The sequence below is a fragment of the Rhizobium sp. USDA 3886 genome, from assembly GCF_056279785.1.
The window spans coordinates 391,012-407,168 of the sequence record NZ_JBWCDC010000003.1 but is presented as its reverse complement, the minus strand read 5'-3'; the positions used below and the strand labels follow the sequence as shown (position 1 = coordinate 407,168).

Below are 16,157 nucleotides of genomic sequence, written 5' to 3'. Positions count from 1 at the left end.
CGGCGAAGCTAAGATCAGTGCCCGAACCAGGAAACCGGGACGGTCACCAGTTGCGGAAACAGGACGAGCAGAAGCAGGACGATCAGTTCTGCGATGAGGAAGGGCATGACACCCTTCATCAGCTGCTCCATCGAAAGCTTAGAAACGCCGCAGATGACGTTGAGCACGGTGCCGACCGGCGGCGTGATCAGGCCGATCGAATTGTTGATGATGAAGAGCACGCCAAAATAAACAGGATCGATTCCCGCCTGTTTGATGATCGGCATGAGCACCGGCGTCATGATGAGGATGGTCGGTGTCATGTCCATCGCCGTGCCGACGGCAACGACGAGGACCATGATCGCGAGCAATAGCAGCGTCTGATTGTCCATCAAGGGCTCGACCATGGCGGCAAGGTCGCCGGGAACGTCCGCAACCGTGATCAGCCAGGCGGAAACGGCAGCGCAAGCAACCAGGAACATGACGATCGCGGTGATCTTCGCCGCCGACACGAAGACGTGGAAGACCTTTGCAGGCGTCAGCTCGCGGTAGACGACCATCGACACGAAGAGCGAATAGACGGCGGCGACAACGCCCGCTTCAGTCGGTGTGAAGACGCCGAACTTCAAACCGACGATGATGATGAGCGGCAGCGCAAGCGCCCAGATGCTCTCGACGAATGCCTTCATCCGCACCGCGCCGCTTGCTTTCGGAGGAAGCTGGAACTGTTCCTTGCGCGCAACGATGAGCCAAGTGATACAGAGCGCTGCGCCGATCATAAGGCCAGGAAAGATGCCGGCGAGGAAGAGTTTCGTGATCGAGACACCGCCCACGACACCGTAAAGAATGAAGCCGATCGACGGCGGAATGATCGGGCCGATGATCGAGGCCGACGCGAGCAGGCCGCCGGCGCGCGCCGGGTCATGGCCGGATTTCAACATCATCGGCAGAAGCAGTGCGCCGAGCGCCGCGGCATCGGCAACCGCCGAGCCGGAGAGGCTTGCCATGACGCAGGCGGCGAAGATCGCGACGAAACCGAGGCCGCCGCGAATATGGCCGACCATCACCATCGCCAGGTTGATGATACGCCGGGAGAGACCGCCTGCATTCATCACCTCGCCTGCCAGCATGAAGAACGGCACCGCCATCAGCGGAAAGCTGTCGGCGCCGTTGAGCACATTCTGCGCCACGATTTGCGGATCGAACATGCCGAGATACATCATCAGCGCGACGCCGCTGATGATGAGGGCAAAGGCGATCGGCACACCAAGCGCCATGGGTCCGAGAAGCGCGCCGAGGAAGATGGATACAGTCATTGTCGGCCCCTCAATGCTTTGTCACGAGATTGGCAAGTGGCGGATCGGCATGATCCTCGAGCGCGACTTGCTCCTCGCTGTCGCGGACAAGCTCGACCGTCGTGATATCGATACGGCCGGTAGCGATCGCGAAAGCATCCCACAGGAGGATGAGAAATGCCGGAATGCCGAACGCCAGCCCGGCGCCGTAGAAGAACGCCATGGAAATGCCGGTCGCAGGCGCTGCCACATGCACATTGATCAGCGTTTGCGTCCAGCTGCCGCTGATCAAGAGCCAGGTTGCCAGCAGCATCAGCGCGTGGCCGGCAAGAGCCGCCATCTTGGCGCCGACGGGAGGCAGACGCCGAAGCACTGAGTCAACGCCGAGATGGCCATGCTCGCGCATCGCGACAACAGCGCCGAGGAAGGTCAGCCAGACAAAGAACATCCGCGACAATTCTTCGGAGGACGTGATGCCCTGATTGAAGGCATAGCGAAGGACGACATTGCCGAAGACGAGCACGACCATGCCTGCCAACAGCAGCGCGATCGTCACCTTCAACACGAGAAAATAGAAATCGATGATGCGGGTCATTCGCTCCTCCCAAAGCGTAAGCCACCGATCGAGTGGCCCTTTTGGTCGTCCGTCAGGCATGCGGAACATGTTCTGACGAGATCTCTCCGACGTCCCTCCTCCAGGACCGTAGTCTTGCTACAAAAATGTACTAACTAGTTCGAATGTCAAGCCGCAGTCTATTGAAACCGGCGTGCAAGGTGAATATGACTTGGGTTCTCGGGCACGGATGCGATAGCAGAACCGCGCTCACAGCTGCCGCTTTGACTATTTGAAACAGCGGTTTAGGGAGCATAGTCGCAAGAGATGGCGGAGCGGGCCGAAAACGGACGGAAGAACGATCCACAGCGGACGCAGGCGGATATTCTCGTCGTCGCGACGAAGGAGTTCGCGACCCATGGCCTTGCCGGCGCGCGCGTCGACGCGATCGCGGAGAAGACCCGCACTTCGAAGCGGATGATCTATTATTATTTCGGCAGCAAGGAGGGTCTCTATCTCGCCGTGCTGGAGCAGTCCTACCGCAAGATCCGGTCGCTGGAAGCCGATCTTCAGCTTTCGAACCTTGAGCCGGAAGCAGCACTACGCACTCTGATCGCAACGACCTTCGACCACGATGAGGCCAACCCAGATTTCGTCCGGCTGGTGAGTATCGAGAATATCCACCACGCGGCGCATATGCTGCGCTCGGAGGCCATCCGCGACCTCAACGTCTCGGTCATAGAGACGATCGCCGGCATCCTAGACCGCGGTTTCGAACAGGGCGTTTTTCGCCGGAAGGCCGATCCGATCGACGTCCACATGATGATCAGCGCCTTCTGCTTCTTCCGCGTCTCGAACCGCTATACCTTCGGCACGATTTTCAGGCGTGATCTCTCCGAAAGCGAAACGATCGACCGACACCGCGGAATGATCGCGGATGCCGTCGTCAGCTACCTCAAGTCCTGCCCGTCTCCTTTATAGGCTCTGAAAGAGCAGCCATACCGCGGGTGTTCCTGGGCGGCGCTGGCTGGCACCGGCACAGTTAACCTCGTCGCCATCAGGCCACGGCAACAGTGTCTTTCCGTCAGTTGCCGGATTTGAGCATGTGCGAAAGGCTTGGCTGATAAGGATAGCGAGCTATTCATGAACGTTGCCGCGCGATCTTTCTGCGCCGTCTTCGCAAATGGGGTCGGGAGCGCCTACCGACATCAGGAAACGCTTATCCGAGAGCACCGCGACCGGGATTTTGCCGATACTGCCGAGGTTGACAACGGTCAGTGGTATCGCTCTTCAAACTGTCGGCTCTCCTGGACCAAGGACGGCAATTTGCATCGCGCATCCTATAAGGGCTTATGTGAGGTCCAGGATAACGCCGCGGTCTTTGGTATGCGCGGGCGAGCTTCACATTAGACAAAAATAGGGCGCTCGACCCTTGCGGGGAGCGCCCTATCAGACCCGGACAACCGCGCACGACAGACAAGCTGCTGCGACAATGCGGTCATCGAAACGGGCAGTGCGCAACAGATGATAATTGCCTGTCGGAAATTCAAGCCCTACCCATCCAGTCAGCGCTCACGGCTCATCAACCCGCTCGAGTTTGAAGAAATAAATCCGATCGTCTCCCTGGATCGTCATCGCTCCTATCATGTTTCGATCATCCATCCTACGGAAGTGGTCGACAATGGGCTGATCGTCATAGATCATCGCGGCACTCGCGACGCCTTGGAACGACATTGTTTTCAGGGAAGCCACCGGGCCTTTTGCACGAAGTTTGCGCTGAAGATACGAAAACAGTTTGCGCGCGGCGCGCGTTTTCCCCACTTTGTGGATACGCAGAGCCAGCCGGAGCGGTATCCTTGCCGGATCAATAGGAATCAGCTTCCGCTCCCCGAAGCGAAACAAAAGCGCATCCGCGCGCAATTCCGGCGTGAACCGCTTGCCGAACCAGCCGAGATTTTCTAGCACGCCGTCGAAAGGGTGGTCGGACGGAATGCTCCGACCGGTCCATAGCCCGATCATCTCGCGCGGCTCGATCGGCGGCAAGCGTTGAAACTCATCAAGCGCGCTCCGCATCTGCTGCTCACTCAATCCGGACGCTCCTCTCCCGGCGACGTTGGACACGATCTACGCTGTATCGTTCCGCTCCTCTTCCCGGCGCTGCTTGGTGCGTCGTTTTGATCTGGCCTTTCGCCGAGCGGTCCGCAATTCCTCCAGGTCCGGGAGCCACCAGCCGCGTGCGATCTCCTCATCTCCGGGTGGCGTTCGTGCGGGCCACGTCGTCACCAGCTCTTCCAGCGAACCCGGTCGCGATGATACCCAGACATACTGTACGCGCTCTGCTGCAGGAAAATAGAACGTGCTGACAGTCACCGGATCTGCCAACTCGCCGTCCGTGCCGGTGAAGATAACCACACCAGCATGCGTGCCGATCGCGCGCTCGAACGGCGGGAGATCTTCAGCAGGCACAGGATACCGTTTTCGCCGGCGCTCCCTCAGTTTCGCCTCCCATGCCTCCGCTTCATCGGTGCCCTTCATTGCCTCACGGCGCGCTTTCTTCACCTCGGGTTCGTTACGCTCAGCCGCCGCTTCGATCGCTGGCCACCGTCGGCGCAGTTCGTCGAACGCTCGATAAGGCACTGTCCAAAGTCGGCGATCCGCGTCCCAGCGCGCAAAGGGGATCTCTCGAATTTCGTTCACGACAGTGCGCGAGTATGGCGTCCTGACCTGAAAGGCCGAAGGCGCTGCTTCGAGATAGCGGCTTTCGATCGGATCGAATGCGAAAGCATCCCTGCCCTTTTCATCGGCAAAAGCGTCGGCCTCTGCTTCCATCTCAGCCAGCCAACGACCGATGCGCCTTTCGGCAGTGCGGCCGGGCACGAACCAAGCCTTCAGACTGTCGCTCCAGCGCGCGCGTGGGAAAGACTCGCGAAAACGCTGCACCGTGACGCGATCATGAGGCAGGTCGGCCGTGGCGCCGACAGGCGGTTTTGAGGGGGCGGTATCGTTCGGTTCCTTTTCCATGGTCTCATAACGCAAGAATACAAGCTCATGTTCGTTCGCCGCACGCCCCCCGAGAATTCACGCTCCCTGCCTTGATTCTCAGAGATGCTTTGATGGCCTGTTCAAGCGGGCGCTGGGCCATCGCACCTGTGTCCAGGTCAGCGGCATCGATATCATCCCCATCAATGAGCCGCTACACGGCCAAGTGATGAGGTCGTCGGCCAGCGTGACCAGAAAGGCTCTATTGGTCAGCTCCTCGTTGAAAATAAGGTCTCCTCCAAGGACCGCTTCTTTGCCTGACGACGCCAAGGAAGAAATCTAGCTACTGCCGCGCTGTCTGACGCGGCGCGCTCGGGCCGTTTCCGGGCTTCTATCACGCCCGACAGGTGCCGAAGCATTTGGAACATTCCCCACTCCAACGTGTTTTCATGAGAAGCAATCGAGGGAGGGTACATGCTCTCCATTCAAGCAAATGTCGCCGATTGTGCGAAACGCATCGGCGCAATAGCTTGTGCCGCTTCGCTTCTGTGTGGACCGGCTTTTGCCCAAACGTCCCCTGATCAGTCGGATCGGTGTCAAGCGCCGGATCAGCAGCAGAACCAGGACCGCGCGCCAACCGACGGTAATTCGCGATCAGCGAATAGGTCGGATGCGGGAAAATTGTCTGATTGCAACGGCGTGTTAAAGCCGCCTTTGACCGGCGATAGAGATCTGGTCAAGCCGGCGCCGCCGGTCGGCGACACACCGGTAATCCCGCCGGACGCGGTTCCACAAAAGCAGCCGTAAGCACGCCTCCAAAATGGCAGCTCCGAGTCGTACATTGAGAAAAAAACGGATCGAGAATGAGTGACGATCCACAAGGCCGAGCTGATCGCGCATCTCAGCACCAATACGCTTGCGACCGGCAACTTCCTAGAGCAGGCAAGAAGAACGGGAACGCGTTGAACGGTGCATCGCCAAGCTCCACGGCCAGATCGCCCAAGACCTTCGCACCGCCAAAACGGCTTCGGTCGGAAATCGACGTCGCGGCCGTCGGGCGCAGCGTAATCGATTTGTCCGGTCGCATCGACGATCTCGCCGAGCGGGCAAAGCCGCTCTATGCCGGCGACGCGCGTGCTCAAGGAAAGCGAGGCCGGATATCATCTCCGCAGGCAGAGAGCATCAGAGATATTTAGGTCGCTCCGATCAAACGGTAAATGAATCGCTTGACTCGATTCACCAATGGGAACATTTAAAGAACAAAATGAGAGGCACAACCATGTCAATTGCAGAGAAGTTCATCATCCTGCCTTATAAGAAGAAACGCGGGAACCTCGTGCCGGGGGAGATGCGCCAGGCTTCAAACGGTCAATCGGCTGAGAAGATTGCTGCCTCGATGGCTGTTCGCTTCGTCGGGGTCGCTGCCTATGCCGTGATGGTCGATGACGAGACTGGCGACATGACGTCGCCCCGCTTGCTTGCAAGGTATGGCGAAATAGCCGAGCTAAATGCTGCTTAGAGGTGACGTTGCTTCCCAAGCTGCGGACCTCTTCGTTTCAGATGAACACGCCCAGCCGTGGTGGGGCCGGTATAGCGCTTCCATGATGGCCTTTATGCAAACACAGTTCTCGCATAGGTGGACGATATCGAACTTGCCTGTTGAGCTTTGTTTTTGGCGCCCTTTGCGCTCAAGGCGATCTTTCCTCTCAAAATCGATCATCCGTCGTCGGCAATGTGGCCGAGCGACTAGTTCTATGCGATTGAAAGGAAATCGTTATGACAAGCGGAATCGTTAAATTTTTTAATTCGGCCAAGGGCTTCGGCTTCATTCAGCCAAGCGATGGATCAACGGACGTTTTCGTCCACATCTCTGCCGTAGAGCGCTCCGGCATGTCTGATCTAAGGGAAGGCCAGAAGGTCACCTTTGACATCGTGCGCGATAGCAAAAGCGGCAAGAATGCCGCCGAGAACCTTCTCGCCGAGTAAGCAATCCAGTCAGATTGGCCGTTGACCGCGAATGTACCGGCACTGGTCCGTCACGACGTTGAGGCCGGGTTTGCCCGGCCTTTTTATATTCCAGTTTTGGAGCCATGAGATGAAGAAAACGGACGCAGATCACCTTTTTCAGCGGGCCAAACGCCAAGTCGCCAACACGAGCGGCGGCGGGCATCTGGGCGGGACTAATTTCGGACAGGCCTATGACGCGAAGACGGCCTCGGTGAAGGCGAAAAGCGATAAGGTTCGCAGGAATACCAACGGGCGATAAGTTGATATCCGCCGGATGCGCAAAGGCCCGCTGCTGTCGCAGTGGGCCTTTTCATTTCAGGACGCCGAATGCCAATGTCTTTGGTTGTCGGCTAGGGCGGAGCCGCGCTACCAAACAGCCAGATATTTCAGCAGCGAAACAATGCCTATGATTATGACAATTATCTGCACGATCTGGCGCATGCGGGCATCGATCGGCAGCCGCTGAACCAAGTATAAGACGAGAATGATTACAAGAAATGTGATCAAGATTCCGATTATGACCGAAGCACCCATCTATCCCCACTCCTCTGAAAGCCTTTGGGCAACCGGCGTCTAACTATGGGACGGCGGCGCAAAGGAAAGAGTTGGAGGCCGCAAATGTGTGTGGCTCATTTCGAAGAAGGACTACCAACAGCAGGCTGCACACTTCAATTTCTTATCCGGACCGGAGGCGGAACTCACTCCCGCTCAGTTGCACACCTTGGGGATCTTCACGCCGCGGACTGCGTCGGCGGGTTCTGATGCATCAACCAGAGTTCGATTTGCCGCCAAGACGGCGACGAGAACACCGATAATCACATGCACGGTCATGGCTGTGGTCGCTTGAAACCCGGGCAGCCAGGGAGGACGAGAGCCTACAGTCCGACGATGAGATTGACCCACTCCTCCCAGACGGGCATATGCCGCAAGCGCAGCGATCGAAAACACGACAATGACGATGCCGCTGGCAAAAGCGTTCAGCGATTGCGGGCCTGCCGCAAAGGCGAAAATCCAGGGAGAGATGAACAGGATCGCTCCAAGGCAGGTTGGCTACGACCCAGACCTTGGCGTTTGTCGACGGGTTGCTGCGCGGTTCGGTCAGGCGGCCACCGCGTGCGGGTTTATTTCGCGTTTGGCCAATTGCGTCAGGAGAACGTCCGTCTGCTTCTCTTCTTCAAGGCTCGTGTGCAGCGTTTGCTGATCGTCGCGCAGGTTCAACTGCCCCGCGAGAGCCGCAGCCGTACCGTATGCCGCGATCTCGTAATGTTCGAGCCTCTGAGCCGAGGCGATGAGACCCGCGTCACGAAGGTCGTTGCCCTTCAGCATGGTGACCATTTTTCCGGTTTCGCCGATCAGCGCCTGCATGGCCTGGTCGGTATGCGCCGTCGGGTCAGCTCCATGTTTTTGCAGGAGCGACACGAGACGTTCTTTCTGGACCTCTGTTTGTTCGCGGTGGCGGACGAGCGCCTCCTTCAAGGCCGGATGCGACGCCACCTCGGCCATCTGCAGCAACGATTCGGCGAGTTGCGCTTCGGTGCTTACAAGTTCCTGAAGTTCGGCAAGATACATGTCCTTGAAATTGCTGATCTGCATCGCGATGATCCTTTCGCCGGCCCGACTGGATTGTTTTAGCCCTTTAAACCGCATCAAAGGCTGAAGGTTCCGATAAAATTCCGAGGCACGTGCGCACTCCAAGGTCGTCCAGTCGGACGCCCCGAGAAAGCTCGCCCGGCCCCAAATTGAGATCGGGGTCAACCGCTTCAGAGAACGCTCCGCTGCATGCCTGCAATCTCATCAGGGAACATTTCTTGATGGATGCGGTTACGGATATCACCGAGAGAATGCCGCCTCGTCGCCCCGCTAATCCACAGCGGACTCCGCGAGGACGGACCAAGTCAGGTACCGTCTCCGAATTGCTGGGTCCGTCCCGCCGGGTTCGGAGCCTTTCGGGTCGATGTTGCCGGTTTCAAAGCCATGGGCAGCGTCCAGACGAAAGTCATAAATCAGACGACGCCGAGGCTACCGAGTTCGCAAACGCCAAAGCAAGGTGCGTGCGGGAGACACGCACGCGAGTAACGAGGTCAAGATGAAGGTACGAAGTTGGTCCTGATGGTGCAGCCGCGTTTGGTGAATGACGTGTTCGGCGATCCCGGGCTGCTGCTCGACTTCAGCTTCGGGAAGCGTGCCCTTCTATTTGATCTCGGTGATCTCACCAGCCTGTCAACTCGAGAAATCTTGCGCGTGCAGCACGTCTTCGTCTCACATATGCACATGGATCATTTTATTGGCTTCGACCATCTTCTACGCCTGTTTCTGCATCGCGACGCCGCTTTGACGATCTTCGGACCACTAGGCATCATCGATGCCGTCCAAGCCAAGCTTCGGGCCTATACTTGGAACCTCCTCGACGAAACTTCGCCCGATTTCATGATCCGCGCTGTCGAGTGGAACGCAGGCAATGCCGTCAAACAGCAAAGCTTCAAGTCCCGTTGGCGTTTCGCGCCCGGCATTCCCTCCGATCTGCCAATCTCCTCGCACATTCTTTACGACGAGCCTGACTTTCACGTCGAAGCGGCGCGTCTAGATCACGGAATTCCATCCCTTGCCTTCGCGTTTCAGGAACGGCTCCGTGTCAATGTTCATAAGGCAGACCTGGAAAGGTGCGGGCTGCCCCTCGGGCCATGGCTGACGGAGGCCAAGCGGCTGGTGCGTGGGCGCGCTGATCCTCAAACGGCCATCGCCATTGACGGCGAACGGCAAGTTATCCTGTCAGATTTGCTAGCCTCTGGAGCGCTTGTCACGGCGCCCGGAATGCGGGTCGTCTATGCCACCGACTTTGCCTTCACACCGGCGAATGTGAATAAAATCGCAAGCCTTGCAAGAAACGCGGACTATCTCTTCATCGAAAGCGTCTTTCTTGAACAGGACATGCTCCTCGCGGAGTCCAAACGGCATTTGACAGCCCGCCAGGCTGGGCAGATCGCTGCTGCCGCAAAAGCGGCACGCCGGATCCCGATGCATTTTTCTCCGCGCTATCTCGGGCGCGAAGCGGAGCTACAAGCAGAGTTCGAGACAGCAGCCAGAGGCGAGTGAACGCGCCCGGACGCTCCCCCGTCTCTCTCACCGCTTCAAGTCGTGCAATCGACCAATCCACCCACTCCGGGCCATCGGTGGCAACGTCTCAGAGGATATTGGTATCGATGAGGGTCAAGCGTCGCCACGTGTCAAGGCCATGATGGCGTCGGTGCCGGGCACCTTACCCCACATGGCCGCGCAACTGCGCAAACCGGCCTACAGGCTGCTTCTTGTCCGCTCGCACCACGACAATGCTGCCATCGGCGGCAGAGCGGAAATCAACCTTACTTCCGGGAATGAGTCGCAGCAGATCGCGGACAGGTTTCGGAACTTGCCGCTTGTTGTCACTGTGGTCGTATTGCGTTCCTCGGTAATGCCCGATTTTCGCGAGGTGTTACTCTGCCAGAGCGAAACCAACAAGGCATCGGTGCCCGAGACATTGGCAACGGAAAAGGCCGGGCGAACCCGGCCTTCCGACTGTCGCATCGAAATCAGGCTCAGGCCTGCAGATTGTCCGCCGACATCTTGCCGGACTTGCGATCCTTGACCAGCTCATAGGTAATCTTCTGGCCGTCGTTGAGGCCACGCATGCCAGCCCGCTCGACTGCGGAAATGTGGACGAAGACGTCAGCGCTTCCGTCGTCCGGCTGGATGAAACCAAAGCCCTTCGTTGCATTGAACCATTTTACCGTACCGGTCGCCATAGCGTCTTCCTTTGATCATTTAATCCTGCCGCACTTTCGTCCGGCAAATCGCGTTTTGCGCCGACATAAATAGACGTTTCTGAATATGAGGCAAAGGCAAAATCCGGCTGGCGGCGTAGCGACAATGCTCACGACGCCCTTTTTATCCAGCCTCCCCCCATTTCAGGCGCATCAGCGCCATCAGCATTCGTCCGAGTGAAAACGCGCCACGCCGCGCCTTGGCTGTCCGATCCCCCAAATGGCCGCCGGCAGAGTTTATAGCCGAATTGTCTCACGAATGTGCAACCTAAGCGAAAAAGCACGTGCAACCAAAATGAGCATGGCCGTCATGGCCTTGAATAGACCTAGACGGCGTCTTGCCGCAAATTCCGGTAAGGCAGGCGCGAAACGTATCCAGGGATGCGAGGGAACAGAATTCCTTCGGCTCGAGTCCGTCAGCATCAGCCGCGCAACAGCGGAAATTTGCTAATGAGATTCAACGAGGCAGATCGACGTCGAGGCCACTTACCGGGGTCAGCCACATTGCCGATGCTGGCAGTCCGGGCACAGCTCGAACGTCTCGCTTAGACGCGCCGGTCCCGGTTTTGACGAGATCTCCACGTGCAAGGTTCTCCACTGGTCAATCCTCCTCAGTTCGAAGCGGATGTCGCAACCAGCACGCTCACGGACAACGTTCCGGGCGGAAGCATTACCAGTGGATATTTACCGGCCGTTATCCTTACCATTTCATTGAGGTGGCGCGACTCACCGACAGCAATCAACGTTGTCAGGCCGTGGGACCCCTACTGCGGCAAAAGAGACCCGGTGGGGCCGCAGGAAGCTGCCGCCGGGTCTCTGTCGCTGCGACGGCGGCCCGGCGCGTGCCTATGCAGCCGGCAATTAGCATCACCTCACGAGCGATCGAGGCGGTATGGGCGGCTCGTCATTCGTCGAGCTCGAGATCCTCATCGTCACCGCTTCCGGCCGCCGCCTGCAACAAGGCAACGATGCTGGCTTGAAGCTTTGGCGACGCGCGCTGGAAAACGCCAAGAAGCTTCTGTCCCCGCTTTGTCATCGCGAGCTCGACCTGCCGTTCAAGCGCCTGATTTGGCGCGACGTCCGCTTTTCCTACGTCGTCGAAGAAAAACGTAATGGGCAGGCCAAAGATCAACGAGATGTTATGCAGTGTCGCAGCACTGATCCGGTTCGACCCTTTTTCGTATTTTTGGATTTGTTGGAAGGTCACCCCGAGCTGTTCCGCAACTATCGTCTGAGACAAGCCCGCATTAGCACGTGCGAGCCTGAGACGAGCTCCGATCACCGCATCCACGTCCGTTGTTCTGCGCGGATTGTGGGCCAGATGTACAGTATCCACGTTTTCCATATCGCTTCGTCGTTCCTTTCGGGGCTGTGCTTGCAAAGGACGGCGTTACATCGGTCTCAACCACGCAACCCCGCAGAGCACCCAGTTCGTTAACCGCATCGCGAGGCACTGATAGAGCACGACCGTCGTCCAAGCCAGCATATTGGCACCAAACGCGGATCCTAGTCCACTAGGCCCACTTTCCCATCAGTTGCTATTGGCTGCGATCCAGCGACGTGTCGGCTTGGTTGCCAGATAAACAATATAGCTTTCTGCTGCATCAGCGAGATGGAGAGCCACCTCCTCCTCGCGCCATCCTGCCGCCACGGCGCAGCGCACGACATCGGTAAGGGCTTCATAGCAGATCGCATCACAATCGCGCGAGCGTTCGAGCTGTTCGACACTGTATTGAGGAGGCCTGATGTTCGTCATGGCATCACATTGTCACAGCCAATCAATCTTGCAAGCCCAAGGTCGCGTTAAGCTTAGCCGGTAAGGTTAAAGCGCAGGCGGGCGGCGCGATGCATCCGATGTTATCATCGGTGCCTTTCGGCAAGTTCATGATGCCATTGGAATGCCATGACCACGCGCAACACAGAAAAGAAAGCCCAGCGTTATCGTGGCTGCCTGAGGAGACCAGTTGGACGACCTTACGAAGCGGAGCGGGAACATCGCCGCCGTTTTCGCAAGGGAGCACACAGTGGAACCTGTTGGGCAAGATCGGATTGAGGTTGCCATGGAGATGAGGCGGCAGCACAGCTAGGAGGCCACGATGGCAAAGCGCAGTGCCGGTTTGTTAGTATACCGCCAGGTCGATGGCCATCATGAAGTCTTGCTGGTTCATCCGGGAGGACCGTTCTGGACCAAGAAGGACGACGGCGCCTGGTCGATACCGAAGGGTCTGATTAATGAGGGAGAAGATGAGTTGATGGCAGCTCGGCGCGAGGTCAAGGAAGAGCTCGGTGTGGGCATCGATGGATGCTTCGCTCGTCTCGGAGAGTACAAACAGCCTGGCGGCAAAATCGTGATCGCCTGGGCGGTCGAGGCCGACGTCTGCATCGATGTGAAAACAATCACCAGCAACACATTCCACATCGAATGGCCACCACGATCGGGAACCATGAGGTCGTTTCCGGAAGTGGACAGGGCGAACTGGTTTTCGCTGCCGCAGGCCGAGCAGAAGATACTCAAAAACCAGCGGGCTATCCTCACTGATTTCTCACTGAGGCTAGATCCAAGATGATTTTCACGGGCGGCTGTCAAACGGCGCCCGGCGAAGCGGTGGAATTTACCTTGGCCCAAGGCCGCACGACCGGACGAGCCGAATGAGCGGCCATGATGTATGCTGAGGCCGTTGGTTTTTCGGGATTGTATGGTTTCGGACGCAACCATCGTGTTTCTTGGAATGCTAGACACGGATCGCGCAGCAGGGCCAGCTCACCCCATTGCCCCCTTTCATCTGCTGCGATCGCCTCACGTGCCTGCGCGAACAAGATCCAACCGCGGCCGATCCGGAAAGCGATGCCGCTGGCCTTCCCAACTCGAAATTCCGACTTGGCAGATCATCCGGCACAGAACCGATTTCAAGCCGGGCCGGACCAGCGACGCAGATAGCCAGGTGTCGTCGCGGCGATAAGCGACATCCTCATCAGGTCGTGTTCCTCGAATTTCTCGTTGAAGCCCCGCTCAGTACGGGAACGTCAAACTTCCAAGACGCACGGCTTCGCTAGCAGCATATTGCAATGCAGCAAGACTTCTGGCTATACGGGAGCATTCGCACGGACCCGGTGAAACTCCGGGTGGCTCTTCTGGCCGCCTATCCGCCAGACAACGCAACAACATCCTGATGTTGAACCGGCCCATATCGTCCGGTTAGTCCTGAACTTTTGCGGAATTCTCAATGAAAAGTCTCTCTTTTTACCGCCAGGAATGGTTCTCCAACATTCGCGGCGATATTCTTTCCGGCATCGTCGTCGCCCTGGCGCTCATCCCGGAAGCGATCGGTTTCTCTGTGATCGCAGGCGTTGATCCCAAAGTCGGCCTGTTCGCCTCCTTTGCAATCGCGTGTGTCTGTGCGTTTACGGGCGGTCGTCCGGGCATGATCTCCGCCGCGACAGCCGCCACCGCAGTCGTGATGGTGGCGCTGGTGAAAGAACATGGCATCCAATACCTCTTTGCCGCAACCATGCTCATGGGCGTACTCCAGATCATCGCAGGATTTCTGAAGCTCGGCCGCCTGATGCGGTTCGTGTCGCGCTCGGTCATCACTGGCTTCGTGAATGCCCTGGCTGTCCTGATCTTCATGGCCCAGCTTCCGGAGCTGATCAACGTGCCCGTTCAGACTTATTGGATGATCGCTGCCGGACTCGCCATCATTTATCTATTCCCTCGTCTCACCGAAGCAATTCCCTCGCCGCTGGTGGCTATCGTCGCACTGACCGTTGCAGCTTGGTGGACCGGCATGGATCTGCGGACCGTCGGCGACCTTGGCGAACTGCCATCCTCATTTCCGATCCTCGCACTGCCGCAAGTGCCGTTTACGCTGGAGACACTGCAGGTCATCCTGCCATACTCGATCACGCTCGCAGCGGTCGGGCTCCTCGAATCACTGTTGACGGCGCAGATCGTCGACGACATGACCGATACGGCCAGCAACAAGAGCCAGGAATGCATTGGACAGGGTACGGGCAACATCGCGTCCGCCCTGATCGGAGGCATGGGCGGTTGCGCGATGATCGGCCAATCGGTGATCAACGTCAGTTCGGGCGGCCGCGGAAGGCTCTCAACTTTCGTCGCCGGGGCATTTCTGCTCTTCTTGATCCTTGTGCTCGACGACCTCGTGAGGATCATTCCCATGGCGGCATTGGTGGCTGTGATGATCATGGTGTCTATCGGCACGTTCTCCTGGCGTTCAATCCTCGACCTGCGTCGCAATCCGCTCCTGTCGTCCGTTGTTATGCTGGTGACCGTTGTCACGGTGGTGTCCACCCAAGACCTCGCAAAAGGCGTCATCGTGGGTGTGCTCCTGTCGGGTGTCTTCTTTGCTGGCAAGGTCGCAAGGATGTTTCGGGTTACCAAGACCACCAGCATGGACGGGCAGGAACGAACCTATGCTGTGGATGGACAGATATTCTTCGCATCCACCGAAAGCTTCGTTGCAGCCTTCGACTTCACCGATTCGGTGCGCAAGGTCGTCATCGACGTCAGTCTTGCCCACCTCTGGGATATCACCTCAGTGGCGGCGCTCGACAAGGTGGTCCTCAGGTATCGTCGAAGTGGCGTCGATGTTTCCGTCGTAGGTTTCAATCAGGCAAGCGCGACCATGGTCGACCGCTTTGCTATCCACGACAAGGCAGATGCGAGACCGGCCGCCCTCACTCCGCATTAAAACATGGGATGGCGCAGGTCTGCGGCCAGCGTTCCAATGCCGGTGGCATGTGAACCTTGGCTGATTGCATGGCACACCAACCAATCGATGTCGACCTTGGGCCGACTGGAGAAGCTACGCGAGCATGCCTCCGCGACGAGAGAATGATCGATGCCCGACATTTCATAGGGCCAGAAGCTGTTCGAGAAACGCTTGCAGAGCCGTCGTTCGCAGCGGTGAGATGTGCGCTTTAAGAAATCGCAATGATCTCGAGTTCTTGATCGCCCACGCTGACGATATCCCCAACCGCTTTGCCCCTGAGTGTTCCTGCGACCGGCGATACGAAGGACATCGATCCGGCCTTGGGATCCGCTTCGTCCTCTCCCACGATGCGATAGGTCTGGACGCGCCCGTCGTCACGCCTGAAGGTCACCGTGCTCCCAAAGGCAACCGTGTCTGTTGAAACCGGGTCAGGGACAAGTTGAGCCGTGCGAACTCTTTCCGAAAAGTAGCGCAGATCACGCAATGGGTTGGCTGATTGCCGTCGCCGTTCATTCACGTCTTCGATCGTGCTTGCGCCATCGTAGGCCTCGCGAGCTTGTTGAAGCTGCAACTCCAGAGCCCTCAACCCCGCTTCCGTAACAAGGTTCGGATGCGGTGAAATCGGACGGTCTGGCAAGAGGGTTTCCGAAGCCGTTTCGAAACTCTCTTCCTTGGTGAAAGCAACGGCCAATCTTGAACTCCGTCTAAGTGCGATGGGCTCTTGCAGCGCATGGGCCGATTGCCCACGGTTGTCGAACCACAGCATACACCGACAATTATCGGACCGCCAATCTTACCCATCGCTTTCCGGGCG

General features: G+C 57.9%; 18 protein-coding genes, 1 pseudogene and 1 other annotated feature. Of the genes and pseudogenes, 7 read left to right on the top strand and 12 right to left on the bottom strand.

Annotated features, from left to right (window positions below; genetic code table 11):
* Positions 1–14: 14 nt before the first annotated feature.
* Positions 15–1,295 (bottom strand): TRAP transporter large permease subunit, encoded by a 1,281-nt coding sequence (locus tag ACZ9BX_RS24730; protein ID WP_476220713.1) that lies wholly within the window; start codon positions 1,293–1,295, stop codon positions 15–17.
* Positions 1,296–1,305: 10 nt separating this feature from the next.
* Positions 1,306–1,869, bottom strand: a complete 564-nt coding sequence (locus ACZ9BX_RS24725) for a TRAP transporter small permease (protein ID WP_087005112.1) — start codon at positions 1,867–1,869, stop codon at positions 1,306–1,308.
* 285 nt (positions 1,870–2,154) lie between these two features.
* Between ACZ9BX_RS24725 and ACZ9BX_RS24720 the strand changes: the two genes are divergently transcribed.
* Positions 2,155–2,808, top strand: a complete 654-nt coding sequence (locus ACZ9BX_RS24720; protein WP_476220711.1) for a TetR/AcrR family transcriptional regulator — start codon at positions 2,155–2,157, stop codon at positions 2,806–2,808.
* Between the two features lie 591 nt (positions 2,809–3,399).
* Here the strand turns inward: ACZ9BX_RS24720 and ACZ9BX_RS24715 are convergent.
* Together ACZ9BX_RS24715 and ACZ9BX_RS24710 are read right to left on the bottom strand one after the other, a co-directional pair.
* Positions 3,400–3,900, bottom strand: a complete 501-nt coding sequence (locus ACZ9BX_RS24715) for a DUF4334 domain-containing protein (protein ID WP_476223029.1) — start codon at positions 3,898–3,900, stop codon at positions 3,400–3,402.
* Between the two features lie 51 nt (positions 3,901–3,951).
* Positions 3,952–4,848, bottom strand: a complete 897-nt coding sequence (locus ACZ9BX_RS24710) for a hypothetical protein (protein ID WP_476220709.1) — start codon at positions 4,846–4,848, stop codon at positions 3,952–3,954.
* Between the two features lie 1,237 nt (positions 4,849–6,085).
* Here ACZ9BX_RS24710 and ACZ9BX_RS24705 point away from each other — a divergent pair.
* From ACZ9BX_RS24705 to ACZ9BX_RS24695, 3 genes are all read left to right on the top strand, one after another.
* Entirely contained in the window at positions 6,086–6,325 is a 240-nt protein-coding gene (locus ACZ9BX_RS24705; RefSeq protein WP_476220707.1) for a hypothetical protein, read from the top strand.
* 257 nt (positions 6,326–6,582) lie between these two features.
* Positions 6,583–6,792, top strand: a complete 210-nt coding sequence (locus ACZ9BX_RS24700) for a cold-shock protein (RefSeq protein ID WP_027513887.1) — start codon at positions 6,583–6,585, stop codon at positions 6,790–6,792.
* A gap of 109 nt (positions 6,793–6,901) precedes the next feature.
* A complete protein-coding gene (locus tag ACZ9BX_RS24695) occupies positions 6,902–7,072 on the top strand; it encodes a hypothetical protein (protein ID WP_165928078.1) in 171 nt (56 codons plus the stop codon).
* A 107-nt stretch (positions 7,073–7,179) separates the two neighbouring features.
* Here the strand turns inward: ACZ9BX_RS24695 and ACZ9BX_RS24690 are convergent, their stop codons facing one another.
* From ACZ9BX_RS24690 to ACZ9BX_RS24680, 3 genes are all read right to left on the bottom strand, one after another.
* Positions 7,180–7,347 (bottom strand): Thivi_2564 family membrane protein, encoded by a 168-nt coding sequence (locus tag ACZ9BX_RS24690; RefSeq protein ID WP_022716243.1) that lies wholly within the window; start codon positions 7,345–7,347, stop codon positions 7,180–7,182.
* Between the two features lie 174 nt (positions 7,348–7,521).
* Positions 7,522–7,824: a hypothetical protein gene (locus ACZ9BX_RS24685; protein WP_476223028.1), complete on the bottom strand. Its 303-nt coding sequence runs from the start codon at positions 7,822–7,824 to the stop codon at positions 7,522–7,524.
* Between the two features lie 87 nt (positions 7,825–7,911).
* Entirely contained in the window at positions 7,912–8,406 is a 495-nt protein-coding gene (locus ACZ9BX_RS24680; protein ID WP_132559013.1) for a YciE/YciF ferroxidase family protein, read from the bottom strand.
* 516 nt (positions 8,407–8,922) lie between these two features.
* Here ACZ9BX_RS24680 and ACZ9BX_RS24675 point away from each other — a divergent pair.
* Complete coding sequence (locus ACZ9BX_RS24675) at positions 8,923–9,906, top strand: MBL fold metallo-hydrolase (RefSeq protein ID WP_132558480.1); 984 nt, start codon at positions 8,923–8,925, stop codon at positions 9,904–9,906.
* Positions 9,907–10,020: 114 nt separating this feature from the next.
* On the opposite strand, the pseudogene ACZ9BX_RS24670 reads toward ACZ9BX_RS24675, so the two are convergent.
* The 4 genes and pseudogenes from ACZ9BX_RS24670 to ACZ9BX_RS24655 all read right to left on the bottom strand — a co-directional run bounded on the left by ACZ9BX_RS24670 (position 10,021) and on the right by ACZ9BX_RS24655 (position 12,366).
* Positions 10,021–10,270 (bottom strand): annotated as a pseudogene (locus ACZ9BX_RS24670) (AbrB/MazE/SpoVT family DNA-binding domain-containing protein).
* A 115-nt stretch (positions 10,271–10,385) separates the two neighbouring features.
* Positions 10,386–10,592: a cold-shock protein gene (locus ACZ9BX_RS24665; protein WP_027511051.1), complete on the bottom strand. Its 207-nt coding sequence runs from the start codon at positions 10,590–10,592 to the stop codon at positions 10,386–10,388.
* Between the two features lie 922 nt (positions 10,593–11,514).
* On the bottom strand, positions 11,515–11,955 hold the full coding sequence (locus tag ACZ9BX_RS24660; protein ID WP_476220705.1) for a helix-turn-helix domain-containing protein: 441 nt from the start codon (positions 11,953–11,955) through the stop codon (positions 11,515–11,517).
* Between the two features lie 186 nt (positions 11,956–12,141).
* The gene (locus ACZ9BX_RS24655) at positions 12,142–12,366 is read right to left on the bottom strand and encodes a hypothetical protein (protein WP_027511572.1); all 225 of its coding nucleotides are present in this window, start codon (positions 12,364–12,366) and stop codon (positions 12,142–12,144) included.
* 340 nt (positions 12,367–12,706) lie between these two features.
* On the opposite strand from ACZ9BX_RS24655, the gene ACZ9BX_RS24650 reads away from it, so the two are divergent.
* Positions 12,707–13,177, top strand: coding sequence for an NUDIX hydrolase (locus tag ACZ9BX_RS24650; RefSeq protein ID WP_476220703.1), 471 nt, complete (start codon positions 12,707–12,709; stop codon positions 13,175–13,177).
* 534 nt (positions 13,178–13,711) lie between these two features.
* Positions 13,712–13,767 (top strand) — a sequence feature (sul1 is cis-regulatory element that is thought to sense ions involved in sulfur or methionine metabolism; They are found in Alphaproteobacteria).
* A 67-nt stretch (positions 13,768–13,834) separates the two neighbouring features.
* On the top strand, positions 13,835–15,322 hold the full coding sequence (locus ACZ9BX_RS24645) for a SulP family inorganic anion transporter (RefSeq protein WP_476220701.1): 1,488 nt from the start codon (positions 13,835–13,837) through the stop codon (positions 15,320–15,322).
* Between the two features lie 229 nt (positions 15,323–15,551).
* On the opposite strand, the gene greA is transcribed toward ACZ9BX_RS24645, so the two are convergent.
* Positions 15,552–16,034, bottom strand: coding sequence for a transcription elongation factor GreA (gene greA / locus ACZ9BX_RS24640; protein WP_476223027.1), 483 nt, complete (start codon positions 16,032–16,034; stop codon positions 15,552–15,554).
* Positions 16,035–16,157 lie beyond the last annotated feature (123 nt).

Coding starts and splice junctions, on each gene's coding strand:
- ACZ9BX_RS24715 (WP_476223029.1), bottom strand. CDS start 3,900: ATGCGGAGCGCGCTTGATGAGTTTCAACGCTTGCCGCCGATCGAGCCG.
- ACZ9BX_RS24655 (WP_027511572.1), bottom strand. CDS start 12,366: ATGACGAACATCAGGCCTCCTCAATACAGTGTCGAACAGCTCGAACGC.
- ACZ9BX_RS24680 (WP_132559013.1), bottom strand. CDS start 8,406: ATGCAGATCAGCAATTTCAAGGACATGTATCTTGCCGAACTTCAGGAA.
- ACZ9BX_RS24675 (WP_132558480.1), top strand. CDS start 8,923: ATGGTGCAGCCGCGTTTGGTGAATGACGTGTTCGGCGATCCCGGGCTG.
- ACZ9BX_RS24645 (WP_476220701.1), top strand. CDS start 13,835: ATGAAAAGTCTCTCTTTTTACCGCCAGGAATGGTTCTCCAACATTCGC.
- ACZ9BX_RS24700 (WP_027513887.1), top strand. CDS start 6,583: ATGACAAGCGGAATCGTTAAATTTTTTAATTCGGCCAAGGGCTTCGGC.
- ACZ9BX_RS24665 (WP_027511051.1), bottom strand. CDS start 10,592: ATGGCGACCGGTACGGTAAAATGGTTCAATGCAACGAAGGGCTTTGGT.
- ACZ9BX_RS24725 (WP_087005112.1), bottom strand. CDS start 1,869: ATGACCCGCATCATCGATTTCTATTTTCTCGTGTTGAAGGTGACGATC.
- ACZ9BX_RS24730 (WP_476220713.1), bottom strand. CDS start 1,295: ATGACTGTATCCATCTTCCTCGGCGCGCTTCTCGGACCCATGGCGCTT.
- ACZ9BX_RS24705 (WP_476220707.1), top strand. CDS start 6,086: ATGTCAATTGCAGAGAAGTTCATCATCCTGCCTTATAAGAAGAAACGC.
- ACZ9BX_RS24720 (WP_476220711.1), top strand. CDS start 2,155: ATGGCGGAGCGGGCCGAAAACGGACGGAAGAACGATCCACAGCGGACG.
- ACZ9BX_RS24650 (WP_476220703.1), top strand. CDS start 12,707: ATGGCAAAGCGCAGTGCCGGTTTGTTAGTATACCGCCAGGTCGATGGC.
- ACZ9BX_RS24690 (WP_022716243.1), bottom strand. CDS start 7,347: ATGGGTGCTTCGGTCATAATCGGAATCTTGATCACATTTCTTGTAATC.
- ACZ9BX_RS24660 (WP_476220705.1), bottom strand. CDS start 11,955: ATGGAAAACGTGGATACTGTACATCTGGCCCACAATCCGCGCAGAACA.
- ACZ9BX_RS24695 (WP_165928078.1), top strand. CDS start 6,902: ATGAAGAAAACGGACGCAGATCACCTTTTTCAGCGGGCCAAACGCCAA.
- ACZ9BX_RS24710 (WP_476220709.1), bottom strand. CDS start 4,848: ATGGAAAAGGAACCGAACGATACCGCCCCCTCAAAACCGCCTGTCGGC.